Source organism: Streptomyces sp. GL_148, from assembly GCF_057834205.1.
This window is the reverse complement of record NZ_CM174396.1, coordinates 2838004-2850132: the sequence shown is the minus strand read 5'-3', so window position 1 is coordinate 2850132 and position 12129 is coordinate 2838004. Positions and strand designations below refer to the sequence as shown.

At 71.6% G+C, this 12129-nt stretch carries 13 protein-coding genes; 5 read left to right on the top strand and 8 right to left on the bottom strand.

Features of this window, described 5'->3' with window-relative positions; all coding sequences use genetic code 11:
- Window positions 1-671: 671 nt before the first annotated feature.
- Complete coding sequence (gene era, locus AC3IYI_RS13170; protein WP_374213701.1) at window positions 672-1622, top strand: GTPase Era; 951 nt, start codon at window positions 672-674, stop codon at window positions 1620-1622.
- 18 nt (window positions 1623-1640) lie between these two features.
- On the opposite strand, the gene AC3IYI_RS13165 is transcribed toward era, so the two are convergent.
- From AC3IYI_RS13165 to AC3IYI_RS13145, 5 genes are all read right to left on the bottom strand, one after another.
- Window positions 1641-2333 carry a class I SAM-dependent methyltransferase gene (locus tag AC3IYI_RS13165; protein ID WP_489410357.1) on the bottom strand — a complete coding sequence of 231 codons (693 nt, stop codon included), beginning with the start codon at window positions 2331-2333 and terminating at the stop codon, window positions 1641-1643.
- A 107-nt stretch (window positions 2334-2440) separates the two neighbouring features.
- Window positions 2441-3103, bottom strand: a complete 663-nt coding sequence (locus AC3IYI_RS13160) for an SMI1/KNR4 family protein (RefSeq protein WP_489410356.1) — start codon at window positions 3101-3103, stop codon at window positions 2441-2443.
- Window positions 3100-3921 carry a GNAT family N-acetyltransferase gene (locus tag AC3IYI_RS13155; RefSeq protein WP_489410355.1) on the bottom strand — a complete coding sequence of 274 codons (822 nt, stop codon included), beginning with the start codon at window positions 3919-3921 and terminating at the stop codon, window positions 3100-3102. Before AC3IYI_RS13155 ends, AC3IYI_RS13160 begins: the two co-directional genes overlap by 4 nt.
- 27 nt (window positions 3922-3948) lie before the next feature.
- Window positions 3949-4218: a protealysin inhibitor emfourin gene (locus AC3IYI_RS13150; protein WP_489410354.1), complete on the bottom strand. Its 270-nt coding sequence runs from the start codon at window positions 4216-4218 to the stop codon at window positions 3949-3951.
- 10 nt (window positions 4219-4228) lie between these two features.
- Window positions 4229-5284, bottom strand: coding sequence for a M4 family metallopeptidase (locus AC3IYI_RS13145; protein ID WP_489410353.1), 1056 nt, complete (start codon window positions 5282-5284; stop codon window positions 4229-4231).
- Between the two features lie 376 nt (window positions 5285-5660).
- On the opposite strand from AC3IYI_RS13145, the gene leuA reads away from it, so the two are divergent.
- Window positions 5661-7424: a 2-isopropylmalate synthase gene (gene leuA, locus AC3IYI_RS13140; protein ID WP_489410352.1), complete on the top strand. Its 1764-nt coding sequence runs from the start codon at window positions 5661-5663 to the stop codon at window positions 7422-7424.
- Window positions 7425-7487: 63 nt separating this feature from the next.
- On the opposite strand, the gene AC3IYI_RS13135 is transcribed toward leuA, so the two are convergent.
- Window positions 7488-7814, bottom strand: a complete 327-nt coding sequence (locus AC3IYI_RS13135) for an SDR family NAD(P)-dependent oxidoreductase (protein ID WP_489410351.1) — start codon at window positions 7812-7814, stop codon at window positions 7488-7490.
- Window positions 7754-8251: an SDR family NAD(P)-dependent oxidoreductase gene (locus tag AC3IYI_RS13130; RefSeq protein ID WP_489410350.1), complete on the bottom strand. Its 498-nt coding sequence runs from the start codon at window positions 8249-8251 to the stop codon at window positions 7754-7756. The genes AC3IYI_RS13135 and AC3IYI_RS13130 overlap by 61 nt, the downstream gene beginning before the upstream one ends.
- Window positions 8252-8457: 206 nt before the next feature.
- Between AC3IYI_RS13130 and AC3IYI_RS13125 the strand changes: the two genes are divergently transcribed.
- Window positions 8458-9153 (top strand): TerB family tellurite resistance protein, encoded by a 696-nt coding sequence (locus AC3IYI_RS13125; RefSeq protein ID WP_489410349.1) that lies wholly within the window; start codon window positions 8458-8460, stop codon window positions 9151-9153.
- Between the two features lie 84 nt (window positions 9154-9237).
- Here the strand turns inward: AC3IYI_RS13125 and AC3IYI_RS13120 are convergent, their stop codons facing one another.
- Window positions 9238-9600 (bottom strand): alpha/beta fold hydrolase, encoded by a 363-nt coding sequence (locus AC3IYI_RS13120; protein ID WP_489410348.1) that lies wholly within the window; start codon window positions 9598-9600, stop codon window positions 9238-9240.
- On the opposite strand from AC3IYI_RS13120, the gene AC3IYI_RS13115 reads away from it, so the two are divergent.
- Window positions 9599-10114: an LmrA/YxaF family transcription factor gene (locus AC3IYI_RS13115; RefSeq protein WP_489410347.1), complete on the top strand. Its 516-nt coding sequence runs from the start codon at window positions 9599-9601 to the stop codon at window positions 10112-10114. The two genes, AC3IYI_RS13120 and AC3IYI_RS13115, sit on opposite strands and share 2 nt — an antisense overlap.
- Before the next feature lie 502 nt (window positions 10115-10616).
- Entirely contained in the window at window positions 10617-12125 is a 1509-nt protein-coding gene (locus AC3IYI_RS13110; RefSeq protein WP_489410346.1) for a nucleobase:cation symporter-2 family protein, read from the top strand.
- Window positions 12126-12129 lie beyond the last annotated feature (4 nt).

The window sequence follows — 12129 nt, the reverse complement described above, 5'->3', positions numbered from 1 at the left end:
AGCCGCGCACCGCCACGGGTGCCTGGACGGCCCTGGTGCGGGAGCGGATCACCGTCCCGGCGAAGACGGCGGTCGACGTCGGCTTCACCCTCACCGTCCCCGACCGGGCCGAACCGGGGGACCACCCCGGAGCCGTCGTCGCCCTGGAGGACCGGCCGGCCGTCGCAGGTCAGGGCATCGACGGTCAGGGAATCGCCAGACAGGGAATCGCCAGACAGGGAATCGGGGTCCAGCAGGCCGTCGCGGCCCGCCTCTACCTCAGGGTCACCGGTCCCACCGCCCCCGCCCTGGCCGTCGAGGACCTCCGCACCGACCGCGGCGGCGCCACCGGCACGGAGATCTCGTACACGCTCCACAACCTCGGCAACGTCACCCTGCGCCCCCGTGCCACCCTGACCGCCTCCGGGGCCCTCGGCCGTGGCCTCCTCTCCCGCCCCCTCACCGGCCTGCCCGCCGAGCTGCTGCCCGGGCAGCGGGTCCGGCTCACCGCGCGCTGGGCGCAGGCGCCCGCCCTGGAATGGGCCGAGGTCGCGGTGGTGGCGCGGGCCGACGGCGCGGCCGCCCGGGCCGCCGCCGGACACGCCGCGCACCCCGCGCTGAACGCTCTGCTGGCGGCCGCTCTGGCCCTCGTGGCGGCGGCCTGGTCGGCGCTGGGAGCCGCATCGGGGAGAATGGCCCGTATGAGCGATCGTTCCCCCGAGACCACCAGCCCGCACCGTGCGGGTTTCGCATGCTTCGTCGGCCGTCCCAACGCGGGGAAGTCGACCCTGACCAACGCGCTCGTGGGTACCAAGGTCGCGATCACCTCCAACCGGCCGCAGACCACCCGCCACACGGTCCGCGGCATCGTGCACCGCCCCGACGCCCAGCTCGTCCTGGTCGACACGCCCGGCCTCCACAAGCCGCGCACGCTGCTCGGCGAGCGGCTGAACGACGTCGTGCGCGCGACCTGGTCCGAGGTCGACGTGATCGGCTTCTGCCTGCCCGCGGACCAGAAGCTCGGCCCCGGTGACAAGTTCATCGTCAAGGAGCTCGCGGGGATCAAGAAGACCCCCAAGATCGCCATCATCACCAAGACCGACCTCGTCGAGTCCAAGGTGGTGGGCGAGCAGCTCATCGCGGTGCACCAGCTCGCAGAGGAGCTGGGCTTCGAGTGGGCCGAGATCGTCCCCGTCTCGGCGGTCGGCGACACCCAGGTCCAGCTGCTGGCGGACCTGATCGCGCCGATGCTGCCGAAGAGCCCGCCGCTGTACCCGGAGGGCGACCTCACCGACGAGCCCGAGATGGTGATGGTCGCGGAGCTGATCCGCGAGGCCGCGCTGGAAGGCGTACGGGACGAGCTCCCGCACTCCATCGCCGTGGTCGTCGAGGAGATGATCCCCCGGGAGAACCGCCCGGCGGACCGTCCCCTGCTGGACATCCACGCCAACCTCTACATCGAGCGGCCGAGCCAGAAGGGCATCATCATCGGCCCGAAGGGCGCCCGCCTGAAGGAGGTCGGGATGAAGTCGCGCAAGCACATCGAGGCGCTGCTCGGCACCCCGGTCTTCCTCGACCTGCACGTGAAGGTCGCCAAGGACTGGCAGCGCGACCCCAAGCAGCTCCGCAAACTGGGCTTCTAGACGGGGGCGCGCCGGTTCCTACGGGAGCCGCCGCACCCGCCGCACCTTCACCGCGTTGTCCGTACGGGTCCCGGGCCGGCCGTCAGGCTGGTTCTGGACCCGTACGTGTTCCTCCGCCAGCAGGACCTCCCAGGCGCCGGCCTCCAGTTCCAGCTGGGCGATGACCTCGTCCGGGGTCGGGAAGTCCACCTCCGGTCGGTCCTCCTGCCAGGACGCCCAGCCCGCGTGGCCGACGACGAGCAGGATCCCGCCGGGGGCCACGGCCGCGGCGGCCCGGCGCAGGATCCGCTCGCGCGGGAACTCCCCGAAGGTGTGCAGGAAGCACGCGGAGACCAGGTCGTACTCCCCGGCCGGGAAGGACTCCGCGAGGTCGTGCCGCTCCCACGCGGTGCGGTCCGCGACCCCGGCGTCGGCGGCGTGGGCCGCAGCCCGCTCCAGGGCGACCCCGGAGATGTCCGTCCCGGTGACGTGCCAGCCCTGCCGCGCGAGCCACACGGCGTCGCCGCCCTCTCCGCAGCCGAGGTCCAGGGCGCGGCCGGGAGCGAGCGGGGCGGCCTCCCGGGCCAGCACGGCATTGGCGTCGCCGCTCCAGATCCTTTCGCCCTCGCGGTAGCGGGAGTCCCAGAACTCCTCGCCCGCGAAGCCGGTCTCGAAGCCGCCCTCGGAGCCGGTCTCGGGGGAGTGGGGGGCGTGGTCGTGCGCGTGCGCCATTTCGGCCTCTTTCCGGTCGGTACGGGTACGGGTGCCCGCGCCTTCGATGCTCCGCCCGGACCTCCGGACCGGCCAAGCGTCCTTGCCGTTCCCGCAAAACACCGGGCTCAGAATTGCGCGGGAGGCCCCCAGTCCGGCGGCAACAGGTCCGAGAGGTCGCCCAGGCCGCGCTCCCGCCACTGCCCGAAGGTCAGCGGGGGCGCGCCGCCCGGGTGGTCGAGCGACAGCGGCACGATCCGCTCGCAGGTGGCCCGGCCGTCCCACCACACCGTCCCGGCCAGCGGCCCCGTGAGCGCGAGCAGCGTGGCGAAGCCGCAGCCGTTGTCCCGCAGCACCACGGAGCCGGCCGTCTTGCGGTCCTCGAACTCGTCGCCCTCGGCCTCGTTCCAGGCCTGCCGGGCCGCCCGGCAGGCGGCCTCGTCGGGGTAGTCCTCCTCGCGCGGATACCGGTCCCACAGCGCCGCATCCGCCTCGACGTAGGAATCGGGGTGCGGGAAGGGCACGGGCAGCAGATCGAGCCTCGTGTGGGGGTTCCCCACCCACCACCAGCCGGCCGGACCGTTCTCCAGCCGGTGCAGCCGGCCGCCCGCGCTCACGTCGAGGAGGTACGAGCGGTACGCGGGCGGGAAGCGGATGCCGAGCTCCGCCTCCGCCTGTGCCACCTCGGCGCCGGTCAGCGGCGGGTGAACCGGCGGCGGTGGCGCGGCGGGCCACCGCCCGGCCGGGCCCCGCGGCCGCATGAGGAGGCGGACCAGCAGCCGGCCGATCACAGCGGCCGGTCCGCGATCAGGGCCGTGCCCACGGAGCGGAAGCCGAGGCGGGCGTAGAGGCGGGCCACGTCCTCGTCGCCGGCCGACAGGAAGACCGTGCGGGCTCCGCGGGCCAGGGCGTCGGCGACCAGGGCCGCCGTCACCGCGAGGGCCAGGCCCTGGCGGCGGGCCGAGGGGAGGGTGCCGACGCCGACCACCTCGGCGACGTCGCCGACCGGGATGTACTGGCCGGAGCAGAGCACCTCGCCGTCCCGTACGGCCGCGGCCAGGGCGGTGCGGCCCGACTCGATCATTCCCGCGACCCGGACCCGGCGGCCTTCCGAGGCCGGGTCCTTCTCCGCCACCGCGAGTTCCGCCGGGCCCGCCTCGCCCACCGCCGTGCCGGGCGCGGAGAAGGCCAGCATCGGTACCGTCACCGCGGGACGCAGGAGCGGGTCGGCCGCGCCGAACACGCGTACGTCCGGATGCGCGGGGGGCCGTACCGCCGTGGGGTCGAGCACCATCAGCGGGTGCGCGTGGACGGTCAGCCCGGCGGCCTCGGCGGCGGCCCGCAGGGAGGGGGTGGTTTCGGCCACCCACTCGAAGGCCTCGGGGACCTTCAGCTCCCGCTGCCGGGCCAGCACCCGCTCGACGTCGGCCACGCGGACCCCGTCGGCCGAGGGGGCGGCGAGGGTGGGCCGCGCGTAGTAGGGCCAGCCGTCGCTCTCCTGGACGAACAGGGTCAGCGGGCCGAAGTCCTCGGCCCGCGCCCCTCCCGCCCGGGGTGCCGCGTCGTAGTAGCGCTCGAGCTCGGGCAGGCATGCGGACGTCGTGGTCATCCGGTCATCAAAGCAAGTGAGCCCTGGTCAGGCACCTTCTTTAAGGACGCGGGAGATCAGCGAACGCTGCGCCTCGGAGAGGTTCGGGTCCTGGCAGAGCACCGTCCGCCCGTCCACCGTGATCCGGTACGAGAAACCGTCCCGGACCCGGTCCGCCGGATGCCCCGGCGGACCGGGCCGCAGGGCCAGCTGGGCCAGCGCCTGCCACTCCTCCTCGTCGGGCAGGCCCGAGGTGTCCACCTCGCCCCGCCGCTCGATCCCCGCGAAGCCGCCCGTCCGCACCACCTGAATCCGCATGACCGCCCTTCTACCCCAACCCGACGGTCGACCACGCCTTCTGCAGCGCCTGGTGTTCCGCGCCGCCGTCGCCGTACCGGGTGACGGCGGCGGCGGTCGTCAGGGCGGCGAAGCGGGCGAAGTCCGCCTTCGGGCCCAGTTCCCCGCCGGTCAGGGTGTCGTACCAGATCCGTCCGGCCCGCTCCCATGCCTTGCCCCCGAGCTCGGTCGCGACGAGGTAGAAGGCGTGGTTGGGGATGCCGGAGTTGATGTGCACCCCGCCGTTGTCGCGGGAGGTGCGGACGTAGTCGTCCATCGTCGCGGGCTGCGGGTCCTTGCCGAGCTCGTCGTCCTCGTACGCCGTCCCGGGGGCCTTCATCGACCGCAGGGCGAAGCCGCGGTCCACGGAGGGGCCGAGGAGTCCGGCGCCGATCAGCCAGTCGGCGTCCTCGGCCGTCTGGTCCAGGGAGTACTGCTTGATGAGGGAGCCGAAGACGTCGGACACGGACTCGTTGAGCGCGCCGGACTGGCCGTAGTACTCCAGGTCGGCGGTGTGCTGGGTGACCCCGTGGGCAAGCTCGTGCCCGATGACGTCCACGGAGACGGTGAAGTCGAGGAAGAGGTCCCCGTCTCCGTCGCCGAACACCATCTGGCTGCCGTCCCAGAAGGCGTTGTTGTACAGGCGGTCGTAGTGGACGGTGGCGTCCAGCGGCAGCCCGGCGTCGTCGATGGAGCGGCGCCCGAAGGCCTTGAAGAAGAGCTCGAAGGTGGCCCCGAGCCCGGCGTAGGCGCGGTTGACGCTGGCGTCCTGGCCGGCGTCCTCGCCCTCGCCGCGGACCTTCTTGCCGGGCAGCCGGGTCTGGTGCTGGGCGTCGTAGATGGTCCGCTCGGGGGCATCGGACGGGGTCGCCCCGGCGGGCGGGAGCACCGCCATCAGGCGCCGGACCCGGTGGGAGGCGTCCAACTCGAGGGTCCGCCGCGCGGCGGCGGCCCGGGCGGGGTCCTCCGAGCGGGCGATCTTGTCCAGGAGGTGCGGCGGCACCACGGTGCAGAAGACGGGGTGGCGGGGGGCGCGGAAGGCATCCATGCCCGGCAATGTGGCAGCGCGTGACGTCCGTGTCACTAGCGGCGACCATGATTCATTCGGTCGTCTGAAAGTGTTCGCGGCGCATTGACGGTTCGACCGGACATCCGGCCGGGCGGACAAGAGGGAAAGAGGCTTAGCTCACAAAAGGTGCAAAACGGACCTGCGGGTCTTGCATACTGAAACAGGTCCCGCATTACGGGGCGGCTCGGTTAGGCTCGGCCCATCATGCGTTTCGGGCTGCTCCTCCTTAGCTGCCGCGGCGAGGGCCTGTAGTCGTAGGCCGACCCCCTCCCCGCGGAGTTTGGTGTTGCGGTTTTGCGACCGTCCGTCGGCCGTCCCAGCGAACTACACGCGGACACGCGAGGAGCCCTACGCCATGAGCCAGCACACTTTCGTCGGTCGCCCCACGCCCATCACGAACGCGACCCACACCCAGAAGCCCTCCGGGATGCCCATCCACAAGTACGGCTCGTACGAGCAGGTGGACATCCCCGACCGGACCTGGCCCCAGGCCCGCGTCACCAAGGCGCCCCGCTGGCTGTCCACGGACCTGCGCGACGGCAACCAGTCGCTGATCGACCCGATGACCCCGGCCCGCAAGCGCGAGATGTTCGACCTGCTGGTGCGCATGGGCTACAAGGAGATCGAGGTCGGCTTCCCGTCCTCCGGTGAGACCGACTTCAACTTCGTGCGCTCCATCATCGAAGAGGGCGCGATCCCGGACGACGTGACCATCTCCGTACTGACCCAGGCCCGCGAGGACCTGATCGAGCGGACCGTGGAGTCGCTGGTCGGCGCCAAGCGCGCCACCGTGCACCTGTACAACGCGACCGCGCCCACCTTCCGCCGGGTCGTCTTCCGCGGCTCCAAGGAGCAGATCAAGCAGATCGCCGTCGACGGCACCCACCTGGTCATGGAGTACGCCGACAAGCTGCTGGGCGCCGACACCGTCTTCGGCTACCAGTACAGCCCGGAGATCTTCACCGACACCGAGCTGGACTTCGCCCTCGAGGTCTGCGAGGCCGTCTGCGACGTGTGGCAGCCGTCCGAGGGTCGCGAGATCATCCTGAACCTGCCCGCCACCGTGGAGCGCTCCACGCCCTCCACCCACGCGGACCGCTTCGAGTGGATGGCCCGCAACCTGACCCGCCGCGCGCACATCTGCATCTCCGTGCACCCGCACAACGACCGCGGCACCGCCGTGGCGGCCGCCGAGCTGGCCCTGATGGCCGGCGCCGACCGCATCGAGGGCTGCCTGTTCGGGCAGGGCGAGCGCACCGGCAACGTCGACCTGATCACGCTGGGCATGAACCTGTTCTCCCAGGGCATCGACCCGCAGATCGACTTCTCGCAGATCGACGAGATCCGTCGCACGAGCGAGTACTGCAACCAGATGGAAGTACACCCGCGCCACCCCTACGCGGGCGATCTGGTCTACACCGCCTTCTCCGGCTCCCACCAGGACGCCATCAAGAAGGGCTTCGACGCCATGGAGGCCGACGCGGCCGCCCAGGGCAAGACGGTGGACGACATCGAGTGGGCCGTCCCGTACCTGCCGATCGACCCGAAGGACGTCGGCCGCTCCTACGAGGCGGTCATCCGGGTCAACTCGCAGTCCGGCAAGGGCGGCATCGCCTACGTCCTGAAGAACGACCACAAGCTGGACCTGCCGCGCCGCATGCAGATCGAGTTCTCGCGGATCATCCAGGCGAAGACCGACTCCGAGGGCGGCGAGGTCACCCCGGCCGCGATCTGGGACGTCTTCCAGGACGAGTACCTGCCCAACCCCGAGAACCCGTGGGGCCGGATCCAGCTGCGCTCCGGCTCGACGGCCACCGACAAGGACGGCACCGACACGCTGACCGTCGAGGCGGTCGTGGACGGCGTCGAGGCCGTACTGAACGGCACCGGCAACGGTCCGATCTCCGCCTTCTTCGACGCGCTGGCCGCCATCGGCATCGACGCCCGCCTGCTGGACTACACCGAGCACACGATGAGCGAGGGCGCCTCCGCCGTCGCCGCCTCGTACATCGAGTGCGCGATCGACGGCCGCGTCCTGTGGGGCATCGGCATCGACGCGAACACCACCCGCGCCTCCCTGAAGGCGGTCATCTCCGCCGTCAACCGCGCGGGCCGCTGACCGCTCGTCCGTGAACCCCGCTCCTCCTCCCGGAGGGGCGGGGTTCCGCCGTTCCCGGGGGCCTCAGCGGGCCAGGTAGCCGCCGTCGACCGGCAGGACGACGCCCGTCACGAACGAGGCCGCGTCCGAGGCCAGGAAGGCGATGACGCGGGCCACCTCCTCCGGTTCGCCGAGCCGGCCCATCGGGTGGGCCGCCGTGATCTCCTCGAGGTACTCGGGCCCGCCCGGCTCGTGCGTCAGCGCGAGCACCCGCTCCGTACGGATGGTCCCGGGGGCCACGGCGTTGACCCGGACGCCCCGCGCGGCCCACTCCACCGCCAGGTGCTTGGTCAGCCCCGAGGCCACGAACTTCGCCGGCCCGTACGCGGCCTGGCGCGCCTGCCCGGCCACCCCGGAGATCGAGGACACGCAGACCAGCGCCCCGCCCCGCCGGGCCGCGGCTGCGCCGTCATTGCCTCGATGGCGTACTTGCAGGTCAGGAACATGCCCCGGCCGTCGATGGCCATCACGCGGTCCCAGTCCTCGGGGCTGGTCTCCCGTACATCCGAAAGAGGGATCACCCCGGCGTTCGCCACGGCGACGTCGAGCCGCCCGTACGCGCCGACCGCGGCCTGCACCATCGCGCGGTTGGCCTGTGGATCGGACACGTCACCGGTCACCGCGGTGACCTCGTGCCCCTCACCGGCCAGCTGTGCGCGCAGGGTGTCCAGGCCGGGGCCGTTGACGTCGGACGCGGTCACCAGGGCCCCGGAGCGGGCCAGCAGCAGGGCCGTGGCCCGGTCGATGCCGCTCGCGGCGCGGGTCACCAGACAAGACTTCTCGTTCATGGGGGCGAGAGTGGGGAAGCCGGGGCGGTCGCGGGGACGGGCGCGCAGGTGGGGCCGGGTGCGGGGCCGCCCGCGGGCAGGGGCGCAGATCGGCCAAGTACGACGGCCGCGCGATGTTGTCTTGTCACACGGCTGACGCATCCTCACCGATGTGGCTAACATCACGCCAACCCGGCGATGTTGCCGGAAGGTGACGGAGGTGCGACGTGCTGCCAGTTCGGGGTGGGGACGGCCGGAAGCTGACGGTCTGGGGTATCCGCACCACCTGGAGCACCGTGGGGGACGGGGAGTTCTTCTGCCCCGACTGCGGTGGCGACCGCAACTACCGCCGGCGCACGGGGCGCCGCCGCTTCACGGTCCTCGGTGTGCCGCTGCTGCCCCGCGGGCAGGCGGGCCCCGTCGTGGAGTGCCAGGGCTGCCGCGAGCGCTTCGGCACCGAGGTCCTGGACCACCTCACCACCACCCGCTTCTCCACGCTGCTGCGCGACGCCGTGCACACCGTGACCCTGGCCGTACTGGCCGCCGGCGGGACCGCGTCCCGCAGCGCGCTGGAGGCCGCCGTGGGCGCCGTACGGTCCGCCGGTTTCCAGGACTGCACCGAGGAGCAGTTGGAGTCCCTCGTCGAGGGGCTGGCCGCCGAGGAGGGGCGGCTCGGGCTCTACGACGGCCCCGACTGCTACGGCGCCGCGCTCTCGATCGAGCTGCACGAGGCCCTGGAGCCGCTGGCCCCGCACCTCGCCGGGCCGGGCCGCGAATCGATCCTGCTGCAGGGCGCGCGCGTCGCGCTGGCGGACGGCCCGTACATCCCCGCGGAGCGCGAGGTGCTGGCGACCGTGGGCGCGGCGCTGCGGATCGACGCGGACGAGGTCGCGCGGCTGCTGTCGGCGGTCCGGGCGCCGTAGGGGCCCGGACATGTATCGGGTCTCGGGCCTCGGGTCTCGGCCTAGTACGGGACCTCTGCGGGACCCCTGCGACCCCCTGCGGTCTCAGGCGGCGGCGCGCATCACCGGGGCGGGATGCGCCGCGATGAAGCGGCGCAGGGCCTCGCACAGCCCCCGCGGGTTGTCGAACGGGATCAGCGTGCGGGCGTCCGGGACCTCCTCGCAGGCGCCGTGCGGAAGCAGTTCGGCGAGCCGGCGACCGGTCCGCGGCGGCATCATCCGGTCCTCCGCGCCCCAGAGGACGAGGGCGGGGCGGTCGAAGGAGCGCAGCCGCTCGGCGGCCTCGACGTAGGTGTCCTTGCGGGTGGCGTGCAGGAACGCGCCGAGGTCGCGGCGGATCGCCGGGTCGGTGAGCAGCGGGCCGTACCAGCGCAGGACCAGATCGTGCGGGATCGGCCGCTTGGCCATGCCGCCGAGGGAGGTCCGCATCCCGGCGAGGAAGGCCCAGCTGGGGGAGGAGGTCCTGCGGACCTCCGGTGCGGCCTATCTGGCACTGATCGGCGAGCTCTTCGGGCCGGGTGCCGGTCATCACGACGACCCCGCCTTGGCGACGCGGGACGCCTTCACGGGTGCGGCCGTGACGCTGGAGGAGCTGGACTTCGCCGACCCCTGCCCCGTCGCCACGGTCGCACTGGAGGTGGCGAGCACCCACGAGGGGCTGCGTCTGACCACCTCCGAGATCTTCGCTTCCTGGACCGACGCACTGGCCGCGTACTACGCCGGCCACGGCATCGGAGCCGCTCACGACACGGCGGGCTCGGTGCTCGCGCTGCTGGAAGGCGCCTTCATGCTGGGCCGCGCCCACCGCCGGACGGATCCGGTGCTTGCCGCGGCGACGGCGGCGCAGGCGATCGTTTCGGCCGCGCTGGCGGGTTCGGGCGCGGCCGCGTCTCACGGTGTGGTCGAAAGCGGCACATTCTGAGGTAACGATCGGGCCTCGCACCCTCGATTCGGAGATCCTTCCGCGTGCTGTGAACCGCGGAGGCGTGCCATCCGTACGGGGTGTTTCAACGAGGTGGACGCACGGAGGGGCGTCTTCTTCTTTGCGTGGCCGAACGGCTCGTGGAGTGTTAACCCGCACGTCATCGGGTGTGGCCTTCGCGTTCGCGCAGCGGGAAGCGGGCTTTCCCCGAAGCGTTGGCCATAGCCGAATCGGAGGGTCTCCACCACTGGCGAAACCTCCAGAGCCAGCAGGCCCCGAGGTCAACATTTTGTAGAAGTCGACGATATCTGTGAGCGGCCCCACAGGCGTTCAATTCCGGTCACACGAGGAGACGCCGCCGGTAACACCGCGGAGCTTCGATTCACGTGGACGCAACGACAACCCTGACGGATCAACGGGCTAACGACCCACTTCGGCCAGGGACAACCCGCTTCCTATCGCTTCCTCTCAGTTACCTACCTCATTGAAGGGCAAGGCAGAGATGGCACGTGTCGCCGCACCGCTTTCCGCCACCGGAAAGCAGAGCACGCACCCGGTCGACGAGGTGCTCCCCCTCCCCAAGCTCGCGCTGTACGGCTTCCAGCACGTACTCGCGTTCTACGCCGGTGCGGTGATCGTTCCGATCATCGTCGGTGGCGCCCTCGGGCTCTCCACCGAGCAGCTGGTCTACCTGATCAATGCCGACCTCTTCACCTGCGGTATCGCCTCGATCATCCAGGCGTGGGGCATCGGAAGGATCGGCGCGAGGCTGCCCCTGATCCAGGGCGTCACCTTCACCGCCGTGTCCCCGATGATCGCCATAGGTCTCGGAGCGGGCGGCGGAACGGCGGGCCTGCTCGTCATCTACGGCGCGGTCATCACGGCCGGTATCGCCACCTTCGCCTTCGCCTGGCTGCCCCCGAAGGCCTTCCGCATGATCATGCGGCTCTTCCCGCCGGTCGTCACCGGCACGGTGATCACGGTCCTCGGCATCGTGCTGATCCCGGTCGGCCTGAACGACGCCGCGGGCGGCCTCGGCAGCCCCGACTTCGGTGACCCGAAGCACTTCGCCTACGCCGGCGGCACGATGCTCTTCATCCTCATCCTGATGAAGCTCGGCAAGCCCTTCCTCAACAGCATCTCCATCCTGCTCGGCCTGGTCGGCGGCACCGCCGTCGCCTTCCTGCTCGGCGACGCCAAGTTCGGCAACGTGAGCAACTCCGACTGGATCGGCATCACCACGCCGTTCTACTACGGTGCGCCGAAGTTCGAGTGGTTCCCGATCGTCCTGATGCTCATCGTCATGCTGATCACCATGGTCGAGACCACCGGTGACACCTACGCCGTCGGTGACATCGTCGGCAAGGACATCGACAGCGAGACCGTGGCCCGCGCCCTGCGTGCCGACGGAGCGGCGACCGCCCTCGGCGGTGTCCTCAACTCCTTCCCGTACGTGGCCTTCGCCGAGAACGTCGGCCTGGTCCGCATGACCAAGGTCAAGAGCCGCTTCGTCGTGGTCGCCGCGGGCGTCTTCATGATCGTGCTCGGCATGATCCCCAAGGCCGCCGCGATCGTCGCCGCCGTTCCGCACGGAGTGCTCGGCGGCGCCGCGACCGTGATGTTCGCGATGGTCGCCCTGGCGGGCATCCAGACCCTGGCCAAGGTCGACCTCAAGGAGGAGAAGAACGCGCTCGTCGTGGGTGTCTCCCTGGCCTTCGCGCTGCTCCCCGCCACCGTCCCGGTCCTCTTCAAGGACCACATGGACGCGGACCTCTCCTCGCTCCTCAACAGCGGTGTGACGCTCGGTGCCACGGCCGCCATCGTCCTGAACCTGATCTTCAACGGTCTGGGCAAGGACGGTGCGCACGACGCCCCGGCCGAAGCCCCGCAGGCCGAAGCCCCGCAGGCCGAAGCCCCGGCGGCCGTCGCCGCGGCCGCGGACGACGAGCCCACGGCAGCCATTCCGGCCCAGTCGGGCGAGGGCGAGCCCGCCCCGGCGCCGACCGCCTGATCCT

Coding starts and splice junctions, on each gene's coding strand:
- AC3IYI_RS13115 (WP_489410347.1), top strand. CDS start 9,599: ATGCCGCCGAGGGAGGTCCGCATCCCGGCGAGGAAGGCCCAGCTGGGG.
- AC3IYI_RS13110 (WP_489410346.1), top strand. CDS start 10,617: ATGGCACGTGTCGCCGCACCGCTTTCCGCCACCGGAAAGCAGAGCACG.
- AC3IYI_RS13165 (WP_489410357.1), bottom strand. CDS start 2,333: ATGGCGCACGCGCACGACCACGCCCCCCACTCCCCCGAGACCGGCTCC.
- era (WP_374213701.1), top strand. CDS start 672: ATGGCCCGTATGAGCGATCGTTCCCCCGAGACCACCAGCCCGCACCGT.
- AC3IYI_RS13120 (WP_489410348.1), bottom strand. CDS start 9,600: ATGGCCAAGCGGCCGATCCCGCACGATCTGGTCCTGCGCTGGTACGGC.
- leuA (WP_489410352.1), top strand. CDS start 5,661: ATGAGCCAGCACACTTTCGTCGGTCGCCCCACGCCCATCACGAACGCG.
- AC3IYI_RS13130 (WP_489410350.1), bottom strand. CDS start 8,251: ATGAACGAGAAGTCTTGTCTGGTGACCCGCGCCGCGAGCGGCATCGAC.
- AC3IYI_RS13150 (WP_489410354.1), bottom strand. CDS start 4,218: ATGCGGATTCAGGTGGTGCGGACGGGCGGCTTCGCGGGGATCGAGCGG.
- AC3IYI_RS13155 (WP_489410355.1), bottom strand. CDS start 3,921: ATGACCACGACGTCCGCATGCCTGCCCGAGCTCGAGCGCTACTACGAC.
- AC3IYI_RS13145 (WP_489410353.1), bottom strand. CDS start 5,284: ATGGATGCCTTCCGCGCCCCCCGCCACCCCGTCTTCTGCACCGTGGTG.